General features: G+C 67.6%; 17 protein-coding genes. 9 read left to right on the forward strand and 8 right to left on the reverse strand.

Going from position 1 to position 22640, the window contains the following annotated elements:
• Window positions 1-65 precede the first annotated feature (65 nt).
• On the reverse strand, window positions 66-1409 hold the full coding sequence (locus AC10QF_RS10625) for a dicarboxylate/amino acid:cation symporter (RefSeq protein WP_494542157.1): 1344 nt from the start codon (window positions 1407-1409) through the stop codon (window positions 66-68).
• 331 nt (window positions 1410-1740) lie between these two features.
• Here AC10QF_RS10625 and AC10QF_RS10630 point away from each other — a divergent pair, with 331 nt between their 5' ends.
• Complete coding sequence (locus AC10QF_RS10630) at window positions 1741-2910, forward strand: OprO/OprP family phosphate-selective porin (protein WP_494542158.1); 1170 nt, start codon at window positions 1741-1743, stop codon at window positions 2908-2910.
• A gap of 66 nt (window positions 2911-2976) precedes the next feature.
• Complete coding sequence (locus AC10QF_RS10635) at window positions 2977-5619, forward strand: hybrid sensor histidine kinase/response regulator (protein ID WP_494542159.1); 2643 nt, start codon at window positions 2977-2979, stop codon at window positions 5617-5619.
• Between the two features lie 558 nt (window positions 5620-6177).
• On the opposite strand, the gene AC10QF_RS10640 is transcribed toward AC10QF_RS10635, so the two are convergent.
• From AC10QF_RS10640 to AC10QF_RS10655, 4 genes are read right to left on the reverse strand one after another with little or no spacing between them, the layout of a single operon-like run.
• Window positions 6178-6828, reverse strand: a complete 651-nt coding sequence (locus AC10QF_RS10640) for a response regulator (protein WP_494542160.1) — start codon at window positions 6826-6828, stop codon at window positions 6178-6180.
• A gap of 28 nt (window positions 6829-6856) precedes the next feature.
• Entirely contained in the window at window positions 6857-7912 is a 1056-nt protein-coding gene (locus AC10QF_RS10645; protein WP_494542161.1) for an ABC transporter substrate-binding protein, read from the reverse strand.
• Window positions 7909-9300, reverse strand: a complete 1392-nt coding sequence (locus AC10QF_RS10650) for a sensor histidine kinase N-terminal domain-containing protein (protein WP_494542211.1) — start codon at window positions 9298-9300, stop codon at window positions 7909-7911. Before AC10QF_RS10650 ends, AC10QF_RS10645 begins: the two co-directional genes overlap by 4 nt.
• The gene (locus tag AC10QF_RS10655) at window positions 9293-9982 is read right to left on the reverse strand and encodes a response regulator transcription factor (protein WP_164145465.1); all 690 of its coding nucleotides are present in this window, start codon (window positions 9980-9982) and stop codon (window positions 9293-9295) included. Before AC10QF_RS10655 ends, AC10QF_RS10650 begins: the two co-directional genes overlap by 8 nt.
• Window positions 9983-10214: 232 nt before the next feature.
• Between AC10QF_RS10655 and AC10QF_RS10660 the strand changes: the two genes are divergently transcribed.
• The 4 genes from AC10QF_RS10660 (at window position 10215) to AC10QF_RS10675 (ending at window position 16018) form a co-directional block, all read left to right on the forward strand.
• Entirely contained in the window at window positions 10215-11354 is a 1140-nt protein-coding gene (locus tag AC10QF_RS10660) for an OprO/OprP family phosphate-selective porin (protein WP_494542212.1), read from the forward strand.
• A gap of 74 nt (window positions 11355-11428) precedes the next feature.
• The gene (locus AC10QF_RS10665; protein ID WP_029550722.1) at window positions 11429-12757 is read left to right on the forward strand and encodes a CitMHS family transporter; all 1329 of its coding nucleotides are present in this window, start codon (window positions 11429-11431) and stop codon (window positions 12755-12757) included.
• Between the two features lie 24 nt (window positions 12758-12781).
• Window positions 12782-13522, forward strand: coding sequence for an acetoacetyl-CoA reductase (phbB, locus tag AC10QF_RS10670; protein ID WP_005419193.1), 741 nt, complete (start codon window positions 12782-12784; stop codon window positions 13520-13522).
• A gap of 201 nt (window positions 13523-13723) precedes the next feature.
• A complete protein-coding gene (locus tag AC10QF_RS10675; RefSeq protein ID WP_494542162.1) occupies window positions 13724-16018 on the forward strand; it encodes a TonB-dependent receptor in 2295 nt (764 codons plus the stop codon).
• Window positions 16019-16465: 447 nt separating this feature from the next.
• Here the strand turns inward: AC10QF_RS10675 and AC10QF_RS10680 are convergent, their stop codons facing one another.
• Both AC10QF_RS10680 and rsgA read right to left on the reverse strand, forming a co-directional pair.
• Window positions 16466-17743, reverse strand: coding sequence for a flavohemoglobin expression-modulating QEGLA motif protein (locus AC10QF_RS10680; RefSeq protein WP_494542163.1), 1278 nt, complete (start codon window positions 17741-17743; stop codon window positions 16466-16468).
• Between the two features lie 99 nt (window positions 17744-17842).
• On the reverse strand, window positions 17843-18952 hold the full coding sequence (gene rsgA, locus AC10QF_RS10685) for a ribosome small subunit-dependent GTPase A (protein ID WP_494542213.1): 1110 nt from the start codon (window positions 18950-18952) through the stop codon (window positions 17843-17845).
• A gap of 114 nt (window positions 18953-19066) precedes the next feature.
• Between rsgA and AC10QF_RS10690 the strand changes: the two genes are divergently transcribed.
• Genes AC10QF_RS10690 through AC10QF_RS10700 form a run of 3 tightly spaced genes read left to right on the forward strand, consistent with a single transcriptional unit; the run spans window position 19067 to window position 21686 of the window.
• On the forward strand, window positions 19067-20341 hold the full coding sequence (locus AC10QF_RS10690; protein WP_005419200.1) for a pyridoxal phosphate-dependent aminotransferase: 1275 nt from the start codon (window positions 19067-19069) through the stop codon (window positions 20339-20341).
• 3 nt (window positions 20342-20344) lie between these two features.
• A complete protein-coding gene (locus AC10QF_RS10695; RefSeq protein WP_494542164.1) occupies window positions 20345-20962 on the forward strand; it encodes an SGNH/GDSL hydrolase family protein in 618 nt (205 codons plus the stop codon).
• Between the two features lie 4 nt (window positions 20963-20966).
• Complete coding sequence (locus tag AC10QF_RS10700) at window positions 20967-21686, forward strand: methyltransferase domain-containing protein (protein WP_494542165.1); 720 nt, start codon at window positions 20967-20969, stop codon at window positions 21684-21686.
• Window positions 21687-21811: 125 nt separating this feature from the next.
• Here AC10QF_RS10700 and AC10QF_RS10705 read toward each other — a convergent pair whose 3' ends face one another.
• Window positions 21812-22591, reverse strand: a complete 780-nt coding sequence (locus tag AC10QF_RS10705; RefSeq protein ID WP_032954516.1) for a polysaccharide deacetylase family protein — start codon at window positions 22589-22591, stop codon at window positions 21812-21814.
• Window positions 22592-22640: the final 49 nt, after the last annotated feature.

The raw sequence follows: 22640 nt of genomic DNA on the forward strand, positions 1-22640 counted from the left end.
ACGCCCTGAAACGCCGCGGGGCCGTACCACTGACGTGACCGGCCCCGCGGTACCACACACCTGGATCAGCCCTTGGCCGGCAGCGCCTCGGGCAGCGCATCGACCGGCGGCGGCAGTTCGCTCTCGCGGCCATCCAGCGCCAGCTGCAGGCGGTTGCGGTCCAGCGCGCCTTCCCAGCGCGAGACCACCACGGTGGCCACCGCATTGCCGATGAAATTGGTCAGCGAGCGGCATTCGCTCATGAAGCGGTCCACGCCCAGGATCAGCGCCATGCCAGCCACCGGCACCTCCGGCACCACCGCCAGGGTGGCGGCCAGGGTGATGAAGCCGGCGCCGGTGACGCCGGCCGCGCCCTTGGAGCTGAGCATGGCGACCAGCAGCAGCGCGATCTGGTGGCCCAGGGTCAGTTCGGTGTTGGTGGCCTGGGCGATGAACAGCGCCGCCAGGGTCATGTAGATGTTGGTGCCGTCCAGGTTGAACGAGTAGCCGGTCGGGACCACCAGGCCCACCACCGACTTGCTGCAGCCGGCGCGTTCCATCTTCTCCATCAGCGACGGCAGCGCCGACTCCGACGAGGACGTGCCAAGCACCAGCAGCAGTTCGGCCTTCAGGTAGCGCGCCAGCTTGAACACCGAGAAGCCGCACAGGCGGCAGACCACACCGAGGATCACCGCCACGAACAGGAAGGCGGTGAGGTAGAACGAGCCGACCAGCCAGGCCAGGTTGATCAGCGAACCGACGCCGTACTTGCCGATGGTGAAGGCGATCGCACCAAAGGCGCCGATCGGGGCGGCCTTCATCAGGATATGCACCAGCTTGAACACCGGGGCGACCAGCGCCTCCAGGAAATTCAGCACCGGCTTGCCCTTCTCGCCCACCATCGCCAGCGCGATGCCGAACAGCACGGCCACGAACAGCACCTGCAGGATGTTGCCATCGACAAAGGCACTGAGCAGCGTCTTCGGAATAATGTCCATCAGGAAGCCGACCAGGGTCAGGTCATGCGACTTCTCGACGTAGCTGTGCACTGCAGTCTGGTCCAGCTCGGCCGGGTTGATGTTCATGCCCGCGCCGGGCTGCACCACGTGCGCCACGATCATGCCGACGATCAGCGCCAGCGTGGAGAAGAACAGGAAGTACGCCATCGCCTTGGCGAACACGCGGCCCACCGTGCGCAGGTGGGTCATGCTGGCGATGCCGGTGACGATGGTGAGGAAGATCACCGGCGCGATGATCATCTTCACCAGGTTGATGAAGGCATCGCCGAGCGGCTTCATCTTCTCGCCAACCAGCGGTTCGTAGTGGCCGAGGATGGCGCCGAGGACGATCGCCACGATCACCTGGAAGTACAGCTGGCGATAGATCGGCAACGGCTTTGCAGGCGCCGGGGCTGCGGTCGGGATGTGCATGGCGGACTCCGGAAGGGGCGTTTTCAGGCACGTACGGTCCCGGGACTGCACGGGAACCGTTACCGTGGAAACTGATCGCAGGTCCTGTACAGCACGCACAGGGGTGCGACCAATGGACGCCTTTGTACGCGCCAGGCACGCCGGCGCAGATAACCTATTGGTACTAGCCCCCCGGTTCAGGTGGCACAGGTGCCTACACTGGCGCCGCACCGTCCATAAACGGGAAGGCCGGTGGCCCGGGCTGAACGGCTGGGCATGTCCCTGCGAAAGTTTCGGCCCCTGCGGCCGTTGATGTCCTGTCCACACGCAATCTGAGAGAGCCGCACCCAACATGCGCCCGAATCCCACCTTGCTGGCCCTGTCGCTGGCCGCCCTACCCGCCTTCGCTTCGGCTGCGGATTTCGACAACTGGCCGACCAGGTACACCTTCGGGGATGGCACCGAACTGGCGGCCACCGCCAACATCGCCTACGACTACAACGATTTCTCCTCGGGCAGTGGCCTGGAGGATGACGACGCGGTGCGTCGCAAGGAGTTCGGTGCGACGCTGAAGAAGAAGGGCGTTTACGACGCGATGGTCTACTACGACTTCCAGTCCGATACCTGGCTGGACGTGTTCGTGCGCTTTGAAAGCAAGGCCTTCTTCGGCCGCGACATCGGCCGCTTCCGCTTCGGCTACATGAAGACCCCGGTCGGCCTGGACGCGAACACCTCTTCGCGCGCCGGCAGCTTCCTGGAAACCGCGCTGCCCGTGCAGGCCTTCTACGCCGGCCGCCGCACCGGCGTGGAATGGGTGCTGGAGCGCCCGCAGTACCTGCTGCAGGCCGGCGCCTATGGCGGCAAGGACCTGCAGGGTGACAACCCCGGCACCACCCAGGCCGTGCGTGCGGTGTGGACCCCGGTGAAGGCGCCGGGTGACGTGATTCACCTGGGCCTGGCCTATTCGCAGGAGAATCCGCGCGGCTACAGCGATGGCCGTGACGTGCACCACGAGGCCAGCGCGCGCCTGCGTGCACGCCCGGAAGCCGGCCTGACCGACATCCGCTATGTCGATTCCGGCGCGCTGGTCACCGCCGACCAGATCCGCCGCACCGGCCTGGAAGGCATCTGGATCCGCGGTCCGTTCTCGCTGCAGGCCGAAGCCCTGCGTGCCACGGTCACCCGCCATGACGGCAAGCCCGACTACACCGGCAGCGGCCAGTACGCGATGGCCAGCTGGGTGCTGACCGGCGAGTCGCGCCCGTACAACGCAGGTGCCGTGGCCAACATCAAGCCGGCGCACGACTACGGCGCGGTGGAACTGGTGGCCCGTTACAGCCGCTTGGACCTCGACGATGGCAGCATCCTTGGTGGCCGCCAGCACGACCTGACCCTGGGCGCGAACTGGTACCTGACCAGCCACTTCAAGTTCCAGGCCAACTATGTGAAGGTCGACGCCAGCCGTCGCGGTGTGCACAGCACGCCGGAGATCTTCGAACTGCGCGCGCAGATGCACTTCTGACCCCTTCCACGTCAGACCCCGGCGTGCGTGCACGCCACGCCCGCCGGCCCTGCGTAGACTGCCGCCATGTACCGGCTCAGCCGCCACCGGATGCTGTTGCTGACCCTCCTGGTGATGGTCGGTGGCACCGTGCTGTGTGCGGTCGCCGCCGGCCACTACGCCTGGCGGCGCGCGCTCGGCGACGAAAGCAGCCAGGTGCAACGCCAGCTGCAGCTGTATGGCCAGGGCCTGCAACAGCGCATCGACCGCTTCGGCACCTTGCCGCAGGTCATGGCGCTGGATCCGGATCTGCTGCACGCACTGCGTGTGCCGCCCTCGCCCGGCGAACGGCAGCGACTGAACCTGAAGCTGCAACGTGCCAATGAAGTCACCCGGGCCTCGACCCTGACCCTGGTCGGCCACGATGGTGTGGCGGTGGCGGCCAGCAACTGGGACCAACCGACCAGCAACGTCGGCGAGAACTACAGCTACCGCCCCTACTACCGCCAGGCGCTGGCGCAGGGCCGTGGCCGCTTCTACGGCATCGGCATGACTACCGGCGTGCCCGGCTATTACCTTTCGCAGGCCATCGAGGATGACGGCAAGCGGCTCGGCGTGGTGGTGATCAAGGTCGAGCTGTCCGCGCTGGAACAGGAATGGTTGAGCAGCCCGGACGTGGTGCTGGCCAGCGACGACCATGACGTCGTGTTCCTGTCCAACCGGGACAGCTGGCGCTACCGGCTGCTGCGTCCGCTGCGTGCCGGTGAGCGCCGCGAAATGCTCGATGCACGTCAGTACGCCGACCGTGCCCTGCAGCCCTTGCGTGCACGTACCGAAGACGTGCTGTCCGATGGCGGCCGCATGGTGCGGCTGCTGGAGCCTGCGCTGCCGCAGCCGATGCTGTGGCAAAGCCTGGCGCTGCCCGCCGAGGGCTGGAACCTGCACCTGCTGCACGACGCCGGCGCCGCTACTGCTGCCGGTCGCGCGGCCGCCCTGACCGGCGGTGCCGCGTGGCTGGCCTTGGGCTTCCTGGTGCTGTTCGTGCAGCAGCGCAGGCGCTTGGCCAAGCATCGCCTGCGCAGCCGCCGCGAACTGGAAACCCTGCTCAAGCAGCACGCACAGGAGCTGCGCACCGCACAGGATGGCCTGCTGCAGGCCGCCACCGACGCCGACAGTGGTCTCAGCCGCAGCCTCGAACACCTGCCGCAGGGTGTGGTGGTGATCGACCGCGACCTGCGCCTGGTCGCGTGGAATTCGCGCTATCTGGAACTGTTCCGGTTCCCGGCAGACCTGGTGCGCGTGGGCCGGCCGATCGAGGAACTGTTCCGTTTCAATGCCCGTCGTGGCCTGCTCGGTCCCGGCCCGGTGGACGAGGCCATCGAGCGCCGCCTGAACCACCTGCGCAGTGGCCGCCCGCACATGCGCGAGAGCGAAAAGGACGACGGCACGGTGCTGGAGATCCGCGGCAATCCCCTGCCTGATGGCGGCTTCGTCACCAGCTACGCCGACATCACCAGCTACAAGAATGCCGCGCGCGAACTGCGCTCGCTGGCCGATGCGCTGGAACACCGCATCGCCGAACGCACCCGTGACCTGGACGAGGCGCGGCGCGAGGCCGAGCAGGCCAACCGCTACAAGACCCGCTTCGTCGCCTCGGCGGTGCACGACCTGCTGCAGCCGCTCAACGCTGCGCGCATGTTCGTCTCGGTGCTGCGCGGCAAGCTGGGCGACCCGGTGCAGCAGCAGACTGCCGATCATATCGATGCCGCGCTGGCGGCGCAGGATGCGATCCTCAACAGCCTGCTGGATATAGCGCGCTTGGAGTCGGGCAGTCTGCCGACCCGTGTGCAGGCGTTCCGGCTCGGACCTTTGCTGCAGACGCTGGCGCGCGAATTCGGCATCGCCGCACAGTCGCGTGGCCTGGTGGTCGACTGGGTCGATACCGATGCGGTGGTGGTCAGCGATGAAGCCCTGTTGCGCCGCATCCTGCAGAACTTCCTGTCCAACGCGCTGCGCTATAGTGAACGCGGCCGCGTGCTGCTCGGCTGCCGTCGCCGTGAAGGCATGCTGTGGATCGAGGTGCACGACCAGGGCCCGGGTATTCCCGACACGTTGCAGGGCGAGATCTTCGAGGAGTTCCGCCGCCTGCACGACGGCCAGCAGCGCGGCGCTGGCCTTGGCCTGGCCATCGTCGATCGCATCGGTCGCCTGCTCGGGCATCCGATCCGGCTGCGCTCGCAGCTGGGCCAGGGCAGTGTGTTCGCGGTAGGCGTTCCGTTCGGTGAAGCCAGCGCGATTCCCGCCACGGCACCCGCGCCGGTGCTGGTGCAGGAACCGGCCGCAGACAATCCGCTGCGCGGGCGCCGGGTGTGGGTGATCGACGACGATCCACACGTCTGCGCGGCCAGCCGCGCGCTGCTGGAGCGCTGGGGCTGCGAGGTGGCGCTGGCCGATGGTCCACAGGCGGCGCTGCAGGTGGCAGCAACAGGCGCGGTACCGGAGCTGGTGCTGCTGGATGTGCGCATGGGCGATCACCACGGGCCGGTGCTGTACGAGACGTTGGCCGAATTGTGGCAGGCCCGCCCGCCGGTGGTGCTGGTCACTGCCGAGCGCGATGCGGGATTGCGTGAGATGGCCGTCGAACGCGGCTGGGGAATGATCGCCAAGCCGGTTAAGCCACCGGCGCTGCGGGCGCTGATGAGTCAGTTGTTGATCCGGCATCGCGGGTAGTTTCCAGCCAACGGCGCAGCCCCTCGTGGGTGGTGTCTGGTTGGTCGTGGAAAGCAAAAGCCGTGGGTGGGCCGGTCGGGCTGGGTGCGCGGGGGACGCCGTGAATCCGTTCCTGGAGGCTTGGCAGCCGCATCCATGCGGCTGACACCCCCGCGCACCCAACCCGACCGGCCTCCGACAGATTTCGGTGGCCTGCACCCACGAAGAAGAAAATAAGATCAAAAGCGGGTCGCGCGCTGCGCTTGCTCGTGTAGAGCCGAGCCCATGCTCGGCTTCACGGACCGTCCAGAAAGCAGCCGAGCGTGGGCTCGGCTCTACAAAAAGCAGCCTGTCAGGCTGTCTTTGCTTTTGATCTTCTTTTCTCTTCCGCGGGTGGACGCGCACGGAACCTGTCCGTGGCCGGGCAGGTGGGCTGCGCAGGGGCGTGAGCCGCATGGATGCGGCGACCGAGCTTACATGGACGTACTTGCAGCGGCCCCTGCGCAGTCCACCTGCCCGGCCTCACCCATGAACTGCTCTACGTGTCCACCCACGAGGGGCTGCGCCGTTGGCTGGAAACTACAACCCGATGCCGGCGTCGCCCTCGGGCTCCAGCGCCTTCACCAGCACCGCTGCCTGCGTTCGGCTATGGCACTCGAGTTTTTTCAGGATGGCGGTGACATGCACCTTCACCGTGTTCTCGGCCAACCCCAGCGTATAGGCGATCTGCTTGTTGAGCAGGCCATCGGCCAGGCACAGCAGCACGCGGAACTGCTGCGGGGTCAGCTGGGCCAGACGGCTGGCCAGCAGCGCATCGGCCTCCGAGCGCTCGGCGGCCATTGCCGGGAACCACAGGCCGCCGTCGAGCACCGTCTGCACGGCCTCGCCGATGGTCTCGGCCGGGGCCGACTTCGGGATGAAACCGGCCGCGCCGAACTGCTGGGCACGACGGATCACCCGCGGATGGTCGTTGGAGGAGAGGATCACCACCGGAATGTCCGGATGCGAGCCGCGCACGTGCAGCAGCGCGGAGAAACCGTGCGCGCCGGGCATGGTCAGGTCGAGCAGCACCAGGTCCACGTCCGGCTGCGCGTCGAGCGTCTCGGCCAATGCCTCGGCGCTCGCAACCTCGCGCACCTGTGCCAACGGCAGGCTCTGCCGCAAGGACTGCACCACCGCCGAACGCAGCAGCGGGTGGTCATCGGCGATCAGGATGGTGTATTCGCTCATACCGCCATTGTACGGGCAGGTCGCCGCCTCAGCGCCCGGCCGGCTCGACGCTGCTGCGCCAGGCATCGAGGAACTGGCGACGCTTGAGCGCGTCCAGGTACACCAGCAGGCCCGGGCCGAGCTGGATCGGGCGGCGGCTGCGGCCCGGCGCATCATCGCCGCGCGCGTTGCCGGTCACGATCGGCATCAGCCGTGCCTCGCGCGACAGCACCTGTTGGCCGCGTGGCGACAGCAGGTAGTCGAGGAAGCGCCGGGCTTCTTCCGGGTGTGGGCCGGTACGCGGGATCACTGCGGTACGCAGCACCACCAGCGTGTAGTCCTCGGGCTCCACAATGCCCAGCGGCGCGCCGGCATCAACGCGCGCCTGCGCGTAGGAGCCAAGCACGTTGTAGACCAGCGACAGCTGGCCACTGGCCACCTGGTCCAGCAGCACGCCAGTACGCTCCTCCCGCACCACGTCGTTGTCGCCGAGCGCGCCCAGCAGCGCGCCGGCAATGCTGCCGCGCTGCGCGTCCTGGGTCGCCAACAGGTAGCCGACGCTGCTGCGCTCGATGTCATAGGTGCCGACCCTGCCGCGCAGGGGTGCACCTTCAGCACGCAGCCGGTCGAGCAGCTGCCGACGCGTGTGCGGCACCTTCGCGGCCGGCAGCATGCGGGTGTTGTAGACCATCACCACCGGCTCGTAGCTGATACCGAACGCCTCGTTGCGCCACTGTGCCCAGGCCGGCAGTGCGGCGGTCTGCGCCGAACGGTGTGGCAGCGCGTGGCCATCGTTGACCAGCTTGGTCTGCAGATCCATGCCGCTGGAGATCAGCAGGTCCGGCGATGCCGGTCCGGCGCGGTCGTGCAGGTAACGCGCGTACAGGTCCTGGGTGATGATGTCCTCGTACACCACCTCGGTGCCGGGATGCAGGCGCTGGTAATCGGCGATCACCACCGCGAACACTTCGATGTCGGTGGTGCCGTGAATGCGCAGCTGCGCAGTGGCCTTTGCCTGGGTCGGGAAACGGCGTACGTCGCCGGGCGCGGCCAGTACCGGCAGGGCCAGCAGCAAGGCAACGGCAGCAGCGAACAGGCGGATCATGGACTGCTCCGTGGCAGGCGGATGGTGGCGACCAGCCCGCCCTGCGGGCGGTTGCTCAGGTCAATGCGGCCGCCATGGCTGTCGACCACGCGCTTGACGATGGCCAGGCCCAGCCCGGCACCACCTGAGGGCGCGCCTTCGCCACGTGCGAAACGCTCGAATACGCGCTCGGCATCGGCCGGGGCGATGCCTGCGCCGTGGTCGGCGATGGTCAGCACGGCCTGCTCGCCTTCCACGGTAAGGGCAATCTGCAGGTCGCCGTCACCGCCGTACTTCAGTGCGTTGTCGACCAGGTTCTTGATCGCCTCGCGCAGCAGCAGCGCATCGCCGTGCACCAGTGCCGGTTCGGCGGTCATCGCCAACTGCACGCGCGGCGCCGGACCGGCCTGCGGCAGCGCTTCATGCAGGGCCTGGTGCACGGTCTCGGCCAGGTCCACCGCTGCAAAGCGCTGCAGATGCGAACGATGGATCACGCTGGCATCGCTGAGCAGCTGGTTCAGCAACCGGCTCATGTGGGTGGCATTGCGCTCGATCGCCTGCAGGCTGCGCCGCATGTCTTCGGGGTCGTCGTCGTCCAGCGCAAGCTGTGCCTGCGCGCGCAGGGCAGCCAACGGCGTGCGCATCTGGTGCGCGGCCTCGGCCATGAATGCGCGTAGTGTCTCGTTGCTGCTGGACAGGCGTTCCATGAAGCGGTTCAACGCCGCCACCATCTGGTCCATCTCGCGCGGCACGCGCGCGTCGAGGGGCTTCAGGTCGGACGGTTCGCGGCGCGACAGCTCGCGTTCCACCCGCACCAGTGGGCGGAACGCGCGATGCACGCCAAACGCCACCAGCGCCAGCAGCAGGCCGGACAGCACGCCGATCGCCAGCAGTGCGCGATTGACCATGTCCTGCGCGACGGCTTCGCGCGCACGCCGGGTCTGGCCCACCTGCACCTGCACCTCGCCCTGCGCCGAGGCCGCGGCGAAACTGCGGCCGACCACTACGAAGCGTACGGTCTCGCCGCTGTACGCCGCATCAAACAGTTGCGGCTGCGTGCCCGGACGGCGCGGCGACACAGGAAGGTCACCGTAGCCGGTGATCAGCGTGCCGCGGCTGTCGGCCACCCGATAGAACACGCGGTCTTCCGGGGCCATCGCCAGCAGGTCCAGCGCCGCATACGGCAGATCGACCTGCCACTGTCCATCGACCAGGGCCACCGAATCGGCGATGGACAGCGCCGAGGACACCAGCAGGTGATCGTAGGAACGGTTGGCGGCACGCTGGCCGTAATCGCGTGCGGCGAACAGGAGGGCCACCGCGAACACCGCCAGCAGCAAGCCGAGGTAGAGCAGCAGCGTGCGCCGCAGCGAACCTGGCGCCGCGTTCGCAGCGCGTGCGTCAGCCATCGGCGTCGGCGCTGCCATCGCTGGCTTCCAGCAGGTAGCCGACACCGCGCACCGTGGTGATGCGCAGCGGTGCGCCCGCCAGCTTCTTTCTCAGGCGGCCAACATACAACTCGATGGCATTCGGGCCCGCTTCGTCATCGAAACCGAACAGGCCGTTGCCGATCTCGTCCTTGCCGACCACCTGACCAAGACGGCCGACCAGGATCTCCAGCAGGCGGTACTCGCGATTGGGCAGTTCGATCGGCTCCCCGTCGAGGCTGACCCGGTGCGCAGCGTTGTCGAACTGGAAGCCGCCAATCTGCACTACTTCGCTGGCCTGCCCACGCGCGCGCCGCAGCAGTACGCGGCAGCGTGCTTCGAACTCGCGGAAGTCAAATGGCTTGCCCAGGTAGTCGTCGGCGCCCACATCCAGCGCCTGCACGCGATCCTCGATGCCATCGCGCGCGGTCAGCATCAGCACCGGCGTGCCGTCACCGCGCTCGCGCATGCCGGCCAGCACGCGCAGGCCGTCCAGCTTGGGCAGGCCGATATCCAGCACCACCAGGTCGAAGCTCTGGTAGCGCAGCACGCTGGCAGCGGCCAGGCCGTCGGCCTGCCAGTCCACGGCATGGCCACTGCGACGCATGCGACGGATGATCGCATCGGCCAGATCCGGGTTGTCTTCGACCAGCAGCAGGCGCATGGGCACGACGGTGGGAGGGGAAGCGAATGCTACCGCATGACGCCGGGGCCGCCCGCCGGGCCATGCCTGGCGACCATTTACGCTGCACCGCACAAACCGCTGACAGGACGATGACAGCTACGGCGACCCAGACTGCGGCCGCGCACCGTCCGGTGCCCACGATTGCCGCGCGCCTGGCGCGCACCTGGGAGGGTTTGTGGAATTCACGTTTGCCTGGCGGCGTCCTGCCGCCATGATGGCGCTGGCTGTCCTGTCGGCGCCGGCCTTCGCTGCCGAAGACGACCGTCCGGTCACCGCCACTCTCGGTGGCCGCCTGCACCTGGACTTCGCCACCTTCGACAACGACAAACGCGGCACCCCGAACAAGGACGACACCGAAATCCGCCGTGCGTGGGTTGACGTGTCCGGCAAGTTCTTCGTGGTCGACTACAAGCTGGAAGCCGATTTCTCCGGCGACCGCGTCGAGGCCAAGGACGTGTACCTGGCGCGCAGCTTCGGCAAGGCCGGCAAGCTGACCGTCGGCCAGTTCAAGCAGTACTTCTCGCTGGATGACCGCACCAGCTCCAACTACGGCAGCTTCCTGGAGCGCGGCAATGCCGGCACCACGCTGGCGCCGCTGTACCGACTGGGCGCGTCGTGGCAGGCCAATCCGGGTGACTTCACCTGGGCCGCCAGCATCTACAGCCTGGAGAGCATCGACGCTTGGCAGGTGAAGGGGCGTGCTGCCGGTGGCCGTGTCACCTGGGCGCCCTCGCCCGCCGATGGCGACGTGCTGCACCTGGGCCTGTCGCTGGCCCGCGAGGCCTATGACAACCCGGGCGCGAACGGCGTTCCGGGCCTGAAGATCCGTCCGCGCCCGGCCGGCCACCTGTCCGACAACAGCCGCCTGACCCTGGTGGACTTCTCCGCCGGCCGCGATACCGATGTCAACAAGTGGTCGCTGGAGTACGCCCAGGTGCGCGGCCCGCTGTCGTGGCAGGGCGAGTTCAGTGGCGCCACCTTCGATGACGGTGCGCAGCGTGGCGACGTGATGGCCGCCTACGGCATGGTCAGCTGGTTCGTCACCGGCGAAAGCCGCGCCTACGACCGCAAGACCGGCCGCTTCGCGCGGGTGAAGGACATCCGCCACAAGGCCGGCGCGTTCGAAGTGGCGCTGCGCTACGACCAGATGTGGGGCGCGCAGCATCTCGATGGTGCGCCGGACCTGCGCCGCGGCAGCACCGAGGCGTGGACGCTGGGTGGCAACTGGTACCTGCGCGACAACCTGCGCTTCATGCTCAACGTGATCGAAAGCCGCAACCGCGACCGCTTGGCCGGGGTGACGGTGGACCGCACGCGCGCGGTCACCGGCCGCCTGCAGTACGACTTCTAGGCCCGACATTCCGGGCATTCCGCCCGGGCCCCTTCCACTCCCCACGTCCTGTTTTCGCAAGGAGTCCGCAGATGATGCTGAGCATCCTCGGCTTTGGCATGGTCATTACGTTCATGTACTTGATCATGAGCAAGCGCCTGTCGCCGCTCGTCGCCCTGATTACCATCCCCATCCTGTTCGCGCTGATCGGTGGCTTCGGTGCCGGCATCGACGAGATGATGCTGGAGGGCATCAAGAAGATCGCACCCACCGGCGTGATGCTGATGTTCGCCATCCTCTACTTCGGGGTGATGATCGACGCCGGCCTGTTCGATCCGCTGGTGCGGGTGATCCTGCGCTTCGTCAAGGGCGACCCGATGAAGATCGTGCTTGGCACCGCGGTGCTGGCGATGCTGATCTCGCTCGATGGCGATGGCTCGACCACCTACATGATCACCGTCTCGGCGATGCTGCCGCTGTACCAGCGGTTGGGCATGAACGCGCTGAACATGACCTGCGTAACCATCCTGGCCGGTGGCGTGATGAACCTGACCCCGTGGGGCGGCCCGACCGCACGCGCGGCCACCGCGCTGCACGTGGACCCGGCCGATGTGTTCGTGCCGCTGATCCCGTCGATGGTGATCGCCTGTGCCGGCGTGCTGCTGCTGGCCTGGTACCTGGGCCTGAAGGAACGCCGTCGCCTGGGTGTTGTGACCCTGCCCAAGGGCGGCAGCTGGATGGACAACAGCGTGTCCGACGACAGCAACGCGCTGCCGACCGTGGAAGATGCCGAAGACATCAAGCGGCCGAAGCTGCTGTGGGTGAACCTGGCACTGACCGTGGCGCTGATGACCGCGCTGATCATTGGCGTGCTGCCGATGCCGGTGCTGTTCATGGTCGGCTTCGCCATCGCCCTGGTGATCAACTATCCGAACCTGGCCGAGCAGCGCCGCCGCGTGGTCAACCACGCCGGCAACGTGCTGTCGGTGGTGTCACTGATCTTCGCCGCAGGCATTTTCACCGGCATCCTCAACAACACCGGCATGGTGGAGGCGATGTCGCACAGCTTCCTGGCCGTGATTCCGGAATCGTGGGGCCCGTACCTGGCGGTGATCACGGCGGTGGCGTCGATGCCGTTCACCTTCTTCATGTCCAACGACGCGTTCTACTTCGGCGTGCTGCCAATCCTGTCCGAGGCCGCCGGCAATTACGGCATCACCCCGGTGGAAATGGCGCGCGCCTCGCTGGCCGGCCAGCCGGTGCACCTGCTCAGCCCGCTGGTGCCGTCCACCTACCTGCTGGTGGGCCTGGCCAAGGTCGAATTCGCCGACCACCAGAAGTTCACCCTGAAGTGGGCCATCGCCATCTCGATGCTGCTGATGATCGGCAGCCTGCTGTTCGGCCTGTATCCCCTTGCCGCCTGACCCTTTGCCAAGGAGCCTTCTGCAATGACGCTTCGAATCGCTTACGTCACCAGTGGAATGGGCAGTGTCGGCACTGCCATCTGCCAGAGCCTGGCCCGCAGCGGCCACACCGTGGTTGCCGGCTGCGCGCCGAACTCGCCGCGCAAGGCCAACTGGCTGCGCGAGCAGCGCGAACAGGGCTTCGACTTCATCGCCTCCGAAGGCAACGCCACCGACTGGGCGTCGACCAGCGCCGCGTTCGCCAAGGTCCGCGCAGAAGTCGGTGAAGTGGACGTGCTGGTCAACAACTCCGGCGGCAGCCGCGACCTGCTGTTCCGGCAGATGACGGTGGAAGACTGGAATGCGGTGATCGCCTCCAACCTCAATGCGCTGTTCAACCTGACCAAGCAGGTGGTCGATGGGATGGCCACGCGTGGCTGGGGCCGCATCATCAACATCGGTTCGGTCAGCGCCCACAAGGGCCAGATCGGCCAGGTGAACTACGCCACCGCCAAGGCCGCGATGCACGGTTTCAGCCGTGCACTGGCCGCCGAAGTGGCCTCGCGCGGCGTTACCGTCAACACGCTGTCGCCGGGTTACATCGCCAGCCAGGCGATCAGCAGCTTCCCGCCGGACGTCCTGGATCGGCTAGCCGCATCGGTGCCGGTGCGCCGCCTCGGCCGCCCCGAGGAAGTGGCCGGCCTGTGCGCGTGGCTGGCCTCGGATGAAGCCTCGTACGTGACCGGTGCCGACTATCCGGTCAACGGTGGCCTGTACATGGGTTGAGCCCTCCCCCACGGAGTGCGCGGGGCCGGTGAACCTTCGTTCGCGAGGGGATCCGGCCCCTTTTTCCATCTGGTAGCAGGACACGCACGGGGGCCTGCGTCGTTCGTTGGTTTTTCGTAAAGAAGGTTTCATGTTCCGTTCGCATAGTGGCCAAGCACCGCGCACGCGTGCCGGTGACCACCCCCCACGCAACGGACCACCATGCAGACCCGACACCTGACGATCGCCGTGGCGATCGCGCTCTCCGCCGCCAGCGCCCACGCTGCCACCACCGCCGATACCGGCGCCAGCACCGATGCCGCGCTGAGCGCGCAGACGCTGGATACCGTCTCCGTGATCGGCCAGGGCGAGACCCGCCAGGTGCAGCGCATTACCACCGTCGACAAGCAGGTGCTGCCGCCGGGTACCAGTGGCCAGAAGATCCTCGACCGCCTGCCGGGCGTGTCGGTGCAGTCCAACGATGCCTTCGGTGCCAATGAGGAATCGCAGACCATCAGCCTGCGTGGCTTCGACAAGAGCCGCCTCGGCTATACGCTGGACGGCATCCCGTTGGGTGACAACAGCTACGGCAACTACAACGGCCTGAGCATTGCCCGCGCGATCATTGCCGAGAACCTGGCCGGTGCCGAGCTGTCGCAGGGCATCGGTTCGCTGGGCGTGGCTTCGACCAGCAACCTGGGCGGCACCATCCAGTATTTCTCGATGGACCCGTCCACTGAATTCGGTGGCCGCGCCAGCGTCACCGTCGGCGACAACAACCAGCGCCGTGGCTACCTGCGCGTGGACACCGGCGACCTCAACGGCTTCTCGGCCTATGTGTCCGGCGTGCACCAGGACCAGGACATGTGGGCCGCGCCGTACCAGAACCAGACCACCCGCCAGTTCAACGCCAAGGCCGTGTGGAATGTCGGCGACCACCGTTTCGGTGCGTTCGTGGCGACCTCGCGCGCCAGCCAGGCCAACTACGCCTACCTGTCCAAGGACATGCTGGCCCGCGGCCTGGGCTATGACTGGAACATCTACGCACCGGACTGGGACCGCGCCGTCGCTGCTGCGTACTGCGCGCCGGGCACCTACAACAAGGCGCGCTGCAGGTTCAGCGGCGGCGTCAACAGCATCGACGATGCGTACTACCAGAGCCGTGCACTTCGCGACGACAACCTCTATTCGGTCGATGCCGACCTGCGCCTGGGCGAGCAGGGTCGCCTGAAGCTGCTGGCCTACCACCACGACAACCGTGGCCAGGGCCACTGGTGGGCACCGGGCCAGCCGTCCTACCCGGGCACCGACAGGATGCTGCCGATTTCGATCCGCAGCACCAACTACACGATCAACCGCGATGGTGTGACCGCCGCGCTGTCGTGGACGGTGGGCATCCACGAACTGGAGGCCGGCCTGTGGTACGAGCAGAACGACCATAACGTGTCGCGCAACTTCTACTACATCAGCGGCCCGTTCCTGGACGACCTGTACCTGAAGAACCCGGACCGCCGGCTGTTCAACCAGGATTTCGACATCCGCACGCGCCAGTTCTACGTGCAGGACCGCATGCGCTTCCTCGACCAGCGCCTGACCGTGGACGTGGGCATCAAGAGCCCGAACACCCGCATGCGCGCCACCGCCCAGCCGGGCGTGGAAACCAGCATCGCTTCGGGCACGCTGACCGCCAAGAAGTCGGTGCTGCCGCAGGTGGGCCTGGGCTTCAAGCTCAACGCCAACAATGAACTGTTCGCCTCGTACGCCGAGAACATCGCCGCCTTCGTCGGTGGCGGCAGCGGTGGCCCGTTGCAGGTGTCGCCGGAATCGTTCGCAGCCAGCGCCGGCCTGGAGCCGGAGAAGTCCAAGAGCCTGGAAGCCGGCTTCCGTACCTTCGGCGAGAAGTACCAGGCCTCGATCGCGGCCTACAACGTGAAGTTCGACAACCGCCTGCTGTCGCTGAACCCGTGTTCCAGCATCGAAGTCGGCACGCGTCCGGAGTGCGTAACGCGCTTCATCAATGTCGGTTCGGTGAAGAGCCACGGCGCGGAGCTGACCTTCATCCTCAAGCCGATCGACGGCCTGCAGTGGTACAACGCGCTGTCCTGGAACAAGACCACCTACGAGGATGACTACACCTCGGGCGGCGCGATCGTGCCGGTGGCCGGCAAGATCACGGTGGATACGCCGCAGCGCATGGCCTCCAGCGAGATCAGCTGGAACCGCGATGGCTTCTTCGCCAGCCTGCGTGCCAAGTACACCGGCAAGCGCTACTACACCTACACCAACGACCAGTCGGTGCCGGGCGTGACCACCTTCGACGCCGGTGCAGGCTACGACTTCGGCCCGGGCCTGGGCCTGCGCAACGTTCGGGTGTCGTTGAATGCGACCAACCTGACCAACAAGCGCTACGCCGGCCAGCTGAGCTCGTTCGCACCGACCGATCCGAAGGGCACGCGCTATGCGATCCATGCGAGCGCACCGCGGCAGCTGTTCATGACGGTGGCGGCGGAGTTCTAAATCGAAAGCGTTGCCCCGCGGCGTCTTGATTACCGCTGCGGGGCAGGGCCGGATGGGCCGGCGCAGGACACGCCGTAAACCCATCCATGGGGGCTCGATGGCGCCATCCATGGCGCCAACGGTCCTGCGCCGGCCCATCCGACCCTGCTCGACGGTTTCCCGCGCCACGGTGCGGAGGACAAAGAAGAGCAAGAGCAAAGAGCCGGGCATTGCCCGGCTCTTTGCTTTTCCAGATTTTCAAGCGCAATCCCTTCGGCGCGGTGATGTGCTGCCGCCCGCGCGGGAAACTGTCTGGCGGCGGTGGCGCACCCTGGCCAGGACCGTGAGGCGCATGGATGCGCCGATCGAGCCCCCATGGATGGGTTTACGGCGTGTCCTGGCCAGGGTGCGCCACCGCCGCCCAGCGATATCAATCGAGGCGCCAGCGCATCATCCCGCCAACGCATTTCATTCCGGCGCCAGCTGGTCCATCCGTATCCGGTTGGCAAACAGCGAAAACGCCAGCATGCCGGCCAGCCCATTCGCCCGGCTCACCCAATGCGGCAGCCAGCGCGGTGGCTTCAGCACCCCCGCCTCGAACAACGGTGCGAACGCGATCGCATCGGCCAGGCTCATCTTGCCGGCGAACAACCAGCGGCAGACCTGCAGGCGGTCCTCGGCCAGCATGTGGCGGAAGAAGGTGTGCACCGACACCAGGCCGCGCAGGTACACCGTGTCCTTGGTGAAGGCCAGGCCGCCACTCGGCGGCACGCCGCGGAACACGCGCTGCGCCGAGGCGAAACTCTCTTCCGCGTTCTGTCCCGCGTCGCAGAAGTAGCGGAACACCTCGATGAAGTCGGCGCCTTCGCGGGCCATCGCGATCGCTTCAGTGCGCAGACTGATTCGCTTCAGGCGTTCGATGTCGATGCTGCCGGTGATCTGTTCGGCGAAGGTAGCCAGCCCTTCCTGGGTGGCCGTCACCCGCGGCGAGGACAACGCCAGGCTGGGCAGCACCGGTTGTTCGCGGCCATTCAAGGCGGTCAGCGAATGCACCAGCGCTTCGTGGTGGAACAGCTGCGCGCGGTCGTAGGCACTGAAGCGCGCACTGGTGCGCAGGCGGATGCGGGTCGGTCCGGCAGCGGCCTTGGACACCAGCTCTGGATCGAGCTGCACCTGGATGATGCGCGATTCGAAGAACGCATCCAGGTCATTCTGCAGCTGCAGCTGCAGGGCAATGGCCGAGACTGGCACCTGCTCTTCCGGCGCCAGCAGTTCGTGATCGAGTTCGGCAGCAATCTGGATGAAGTGACGCGCCGCTTCGCGCGTGCTCGGGCCATTGCCTGGCAACGGCTGCTCGGGCGCGCCGAACAGCTGCACCGAACAGGTATCGACGGCGGCAGTGCCCAGCCCCTCAAGCAGCTGCGCGGCCAGGTCCCAGCTCTGTGCCGACTGGCGCACGTAGTGGCCCAGCGGATGGCTGTCATCGCAGTCAGCGGCGATCACAGCCAGCGCGCGACGTTCTTCGCTGAAGTCCAGCCGTGGGTAATCCACCTTCGGCAGCACCGGCTGGCCACGTGCCACGCTGTCCAGGAACGGTGCCTGCAGCGTGGCCGGCCAGCTGGTCAGCCCCAGCAGGCGGATGCCTCCCACGGCCTCGACCAGGCGCGCATCGAGCGCTGCATGGTGGGCCACCTCACGGTCCAGCGTCGCGGTCGGTTCCATGGGCGGACTATAGCGCCCTGCCATGTCCGGCGCTGCGCGCCGCCGCCCGAGCGTTGGCTCGGGCGCTACAGTGTGTCCCGGGATGCATCTCTTGTAGAGCCGAGCCCACGCTCGGCTGCACTGTCAGCGCCTACGCGGCTTTCCGGCCGGGCGGAACTGCTGGCCCTTGCCCTTCTTGCCGCCACGTTCCTGCGCGGTCTCGGCCTGGCGCACCGCCAGCTTGGCGGCAGCGGCGGCCACTTCTTCCTTCAGCTTGAAATAGTTCAGCAGCCGGCTCTCTTCGATCTCGCCAGCGTCGATCGCTGCGCGGACAGCACAGCCCGGTTCCTGCTGGTGCTTGCAGTCGTTGAAACGGCACTGCGTGGCCAGCGCTTCGATGTCGGCGAAGCCACCTTCGGACAGCGTTTCTTCGCCGGTCGGTTTCAGCTCGCGCATGCCGGGGGTGTCGATCAGGCAGGCGCCGGTCGGAAGCGGCATCAACGCGCGATGGGTGGTGGTGTGGCGGCCGCGCGAATCGTTGGCACGCACCGCGTTGGTCTTCATCCGCTGCTCGCCGAGCAGGGTGTTGGTCAGCGTGGATTTGCCGGCACCGGAGGAGCCCACCAGCACCACCGTGCGGCCCGGGCCCAGCCACGGTTGCAGCACCGCCACACTGTCGGCATCCAGGCCGTTGATCGCATGCAACGCGATGCCCTGCATCTCCAGTTCTTCCAGCACCGCCAGCGCATCCCCGCTGTACTCGGTCTGGTCGGCCTTGGTCAGCACCACCACCGGTTTGGCGCCGCCACCGCCGACCAGCAGCAGGTAGCGCTCGATGCGGCGTGGATTGAAGTCGGCATCCAGGCCACAAACGATGAACACCGTATCGATGTTCGCTGCGATCACCTGCTGGTGGTAGTGCTCGCCCGCCGCGCCACGCTTGATCGCGGTGCGACGCGGCAGCAGCGCAACGATGCGGATGCCGTCCAGCAGCACCCAGTCGCCCACTGCAGGCCGCTCGTGGCTGGGGAAGCGCGGGCGCTGCCATTCCGGCAGTGACTCCGCTTTGATCGCCGCATCCGGGTCATCGGCCACCACGTAATGGGTCCGGTGCTGCTCGATCACCCGCGCCGGGCGGGCCTGCGGGTGTGCGGCCATCACGGCCTGCCAGTCGGCCTGCTGCGCCGGGCCCGGCCAGGGCCAGCCGATGGTCTGCAGGGCGATGAAATCGGGGGTCTGGGTCATCGCCGCCATTCTACCTGTGACGGCCCCCGGCCAGCCCAGCAATGGCAGGCGCGGAGCCGTTGCCATGCACTGCAGCAATTCCGGTAGGATGGAATCCCCATGCCTTTTGACGGCCCAGCCCCCATGTCCACCCTTTCGCCCAAGCCCCTGGCCATCCGCGAGCGCCTTTCCGAAGTGCGCTACGAGATCCGCGGAGAACTGGCCCGGCGAGCGCGGGAGCTGGAGGCGCAGGGCCGCAAGCTGATCAAGCTCAACATCGGCAACCCGGGCAACTTCGGTTTCCGCGCACCCGAGCACCTGCAGCGCGCGATCGCCGACGACATGGGCCGCACCGACCCGTACACCCACCAGCAGGGCCTGCCGGTGGCGCGTGAAGCCATCGCCGATTACTACGCCCGCCGCGGCGCACCGGATGCACACCCGGACCGCGTGTTCGTCGGCAACGGTGTCAGCGAGCTGATCGACCTGTCGCTGCGCGCACTGCTCAATCCGGGCGATGAGGTGCTGGTGCCGTCGCCGGACTACCCGCTGTGGTCGGCCTCCACCATCCTCAACGATGGCCGACCGGTGTACTACCGCTGCGCCGCCGAAAACGGCTTCCAGCCGGACCCGAGCGAGATCGAGACACTGGTGTCGTCACGCACCCGCGCCATCGTGCTGATCAACCCGAACAACCCCAGCGGCGCCAGCTACCCGCGCGAACTGCTGGAGCGCGTGGTCGAGATCGCGCGCCGCCACAACCTGCTGCTGCTGGTCGATGAGATCTACGACCAGATCCTGTACGACGACGCGGTGTTCCAGCCAGTCGCGCCGCTGGCCGGTGATCATCCGTGCCTGACCTTCAGTGGCCTGAGCAAGGTGCACCGTGCCTGCGGCTGGCGCGTGGGCTGGGCCCACCTCAGCGGCGATGACGCGCGCCTGGGCGACTTCCGCGCCGCGCTGGACCTGCTGGGCGCGCTGCGCCTGTGCGCCAATGTACCGGGCCAGTACGCCATCGAGGCCGCAGTGAACGGCCCGGACACCATCTCCGAACTGTGCACCCCGGGTGGCCGCCTGTATGAAACCCGCCGTGCGGTGATCGACGCCTGCGAAGCCAGCGAGCACCTGTCGCTGGTCGCGCCGGCCGGTGCGCTGTATGCGTTCCCGGCCGTGGTCGGTGCCGCTGCCAAGGGCTTTGACGACCACAACTTCGCGCTGGACCTGATGAACAACGAAGGCGTGCTGGTGGTACCGGGTTCCAGCTTCAACGTGCCCTACCGCCATCATTTCCGCGTGACCCTGTTGCCGGAAGCCTCGGTGATGCGCGATGTGTTCGCCCGCATCGACCGCGTGCTGGCCCGGCGTGCCGAGGACGCGACCAAGGTCGTGCCGCTGAAGCCGCGCCGTTCGGTGGCCTGAGCGGTGGCGCTGTCCTACCTGGCGCTGGGCGACTCGTACACCGTCGGAGAAGCCGTTGCCGTCGAAGGCCGCTGGCCGCACCAGCTGGCCGCCGCCCTGCGTGCGCAGGAGGTGGCGCTGGCCGACCCTCAGACCATCGCCACCACCGGCTGGACCACCGACGAGCTGGACGCCGGCATCGATGCGGCCGCACCCCAGGGTCCGTTCGATTTCGTCAGCCTGCTGATCGGCGTCAACAACCAGTACCGCGGCCGTCCGCTGGACGAGTACCGCGTACAGTTCCAGGCCCTGCTTCAGCGGGCGATCGGCTTTGCCGGGGGCCGCCCCGGGCGTGTGCTGGTGCTGTCCTTCCCCGACTGGGGCGCGACGCCGTTCGGTGCCGGCAGCGGCCGCGACCTGGCCACCATCGAGATCGAGACCGACGAGTTCAACGCAGCGGCCGAGGTGATCAGCACCCAGCAGGACGTGGCCTTCGTCGACATCACCGACATCAGCCGTGACCAGGGTGACAACCCGGCAATGATCGCCGAAGACGGCCTGCACCCGTCGGCGCGGATGTACGCACTGTGGAGCGCGCGCGCGCTGCCGGTCGCCGCACACCTGCTCGGTGGCACGGACTGACACGATGGATGGTACGCCACGGAACGGCCCGCCCCTGCCCTGCACACCGCTGACCGCCCCGCAGGCCCGCGCGATCGCCGAAGCGTTCCGCCCGGCACGGGCCTGGGGCAGCCGCCGCGACTACTACTACACCCGCGGCAAGCTCGGCAGCGACCCGCTGTATGACGGCGTGCTGCAGCATCTGCCCGACGACGGGCAACCCCTGCTGGACCTGGGGTGCGGGCTGGGCCTGTTCGCCCACGTGCTGCGCCAGCGCAGCGGCACCCACCCCTACCTCGGCGTGGACGTGGATGCCGGCAAGATCACCCGTGCCCAGCGTGCCGCCGCCGGCCTGCACGCTGTGCGCTTCGAGTGCCTGGACGTGCAGGCGCCACTGCCGGCGCAGCCTGGACACGTCCTGTTGCTGGATGTGCTGCAGTACCTGGACGCGGGCCCACAACTGGCATTGCTGCGTGCGGCCAGCGCGCGGGTGGCCGCCGGCGGCCGCCTGCTGCTGCGCACGCCGCTGGCCACCGGCGATGGTCGCGACCACACCACGCGGGTGGCGGACCGGTTGGCCTGGCTGGTCGGCTGGATGGGCACGCGGCCGCGCCACTACCCCGACCCGCACGTGCTGCAAGCGACACTGGCCGAGGCCGGATTGCAGGTGACGGCGCCGCGTCCCCTGCATGGGCGCACGCCATTCAACAGCTGGTTGCTGGTGGCCGAACGCCCCGCGCTGTAGAGCCGCGCTGCGACGTTTTTCCGGTGCTTCACACCGCCGCCCGAGCATCGGCTCGGGCGCTACAGCCGCGCCCCCCTTGTAGAGCCGAGCCCATGCCCGGCTGCTCTACATCACCAGGGCCGGCGTTACGGGACCGGCAGCCGCGCTTTCAGCCCGCGCTCGTCCAGTGCCTGCAGCACGCCCTCGATGATCGCCAGGTTGTGGCCGTGGGCGGCCCCCTCATGCAGCAGCACGATGGCCCCCGGGCGCAGATCCGGCAGCAGGCGGTCGAGCACCCCCTGCGCCGTGCAACCGATGCCGTCGAAGCCGCGCGCGCTCCAGCCGACCCGGACCAGGCCCAGCCGCTGCAGTACCGGCGCCACGAACGGATTGGTCATGCCCACCACCGAGCGGTACCAGCGCACCGGGCGACCGCTTACCGCCTGCAGCGCGTGCTGGCAGCCCTCGATCTCGGCGCGCATCGCCGCCGGGCCCAGCCGCCAGAAGCGCGCCTGCGGGTGGCTGTGGCTGTGGTTGCCCAGGTCGTGGCCGCGGCGCAGGATCTCCTGCACCAGCTCCGGCTGCGCCAGCGCGCGCTCGCCCACCAGGAAAAAGGTGGCATGGGCCTGGTGGCGGTCCAGCAGGTCGAGCACGGCACGGGTTTCCGGGCCAGGACCGTCATCAATGGTCAACCAGACGCTGTTGCCGACATCCGGCAACCGGCTCAGCACCGGCGCATAGAAGCGACTGTTGGGCAGGAACACCGGCACCATGAACAGTGCGTGGCTGGCCACCATCAGCGGCAGCCCCCAGTGCCAGCCCGCCAGGGCCCAGACCAGGATCACCAGCAGCTGCGACGCCACCAGCCAGGGCAGCCAGCGCCAGGGCCGGGTCGGGATGCGATGCAATGTTCCTGCGTTGCTCATCCCCCATCATGCCATGAGGGGTAGAATTGATGGTTCGAATTCCCGGAAC

It is taken from the genome of Stenotrophomonas maltophilia complex sp. Om-AH-Sm3 (assembly GCF_059337855.1).

Bases quoted from the DNA above. Each gene is read 5' to 3' on its own strand.
- rsgA (WP_494542213.1), bottom strand. From the start codon at position 18,952: ATGGCGGCGATGACCCAGACCCCCGATTTCATCGCCCTGCAGACCATC.
- phbB (WP_005419193.1), top strand. From the start codon at position 12,782: ATGACGCTTCGAATCGCTTACGTCACCAGTGGAATGGGCAGTGTCGGC.
- AC10QF_RS10650 (WP_494542211.1), bottom strand. From the start codon at position 9,300: ATGGCTGACGCACGCGCTGCGAACGCGGCGCCAGGTTCGCTGCGGCGC.
- AC10QF_RS10700 (WP_494542165.1), top strand. From the start codon at position 20,967: ATGGATGGTACGCCACGGAACGGCCCGCCCCTGCCCTGCACACCGCTG.
- AC10QF_RS10635 (WP_494542159.1), top strand. From the start codon at position 2,977: ATGTACCGGCTCAGCCGCCACCGGATGCTGTTGCTGACCCTCCTGGTG.
- AC10QF_RS10660 (WP_494542212.1), top strand. From the start codon at position 10,215: ATGATGGCGCTGGCTGTCCTGTCGGCGCCGGCCTTCGCTGCCGAAGAC.
- AC10QF_RS10625 (WP_494542157.1), bottom strand. From the start codon at position 1,409: ATGCACATCCCGACCGCAGCCCCGGCGCCTGCAAAGCCGTTGCCGATC.
- AC10QF_RS10645 (WP_494542161.1), bottom strand. From the start codon at position 7,912: ATGATCCGCCTGTTCGCTGCTGCCGTTGCCTTGCTGCTGGCCCTGCCG.
- AC10QF_RS10640 (WP_494542160.1), bottom strand. From the start codon at position 6,828: ATGAGCGAATACACCATCCTGATCGCCGATGACCACCCGCTGCTGCGT.
- AC10QF_RS10655 (WP_164145465.1), bottom strand. From the start codon at position 9,982: ATGCGCCTGCTGCTGGTCGAAGACAACCCGGATCTGGCCGATGCGATC.
- AC10QF_RS10675 (WP_494542162.1), top strand. From the start codon at position 13,724: ATGCAGACCCGACACCTGACGATCGCCGTGGCGATCGCGCTCTCCGCC.
- AC10QF_RS10630 (WP_494542158.1), top strand. From the start codon at position 1,741: ATGCGCCCGAATCCCACCTTGCTGGCCCTGTCGCTGGCCGCCCTACCC.
- AC10QF_RS10690 (WP_005419200.1), top strand. From the start codon at position 19,067: ATGTCCACCCTTTCGCCCAAGCCCCTGGCCATCCGCGAGCGCCTTTCC.
- AC10QF_RS10705 (WP_032954516.1), bottom strand. From the start codon at position 22,591: ATGAGCAACGCAGGAACATTGCATCGCATCCCGACCCGGCCCTGGCGC.
- AC10QF_RS10680 (WP_494542163.1), bottom strand. From the start codon at position 17,743: ATGGCAGGGCGCTATAGTCCGCCCATGGAACCGACCGCGACGCTGGAC.
- AC10QF_RS10665 (WP_029550722.1), top strand. From the start codon at position 11,429: ATGCTGAGCATCCTCGGCTTTGGCATGGTCATTACGTTCATGTACTTG.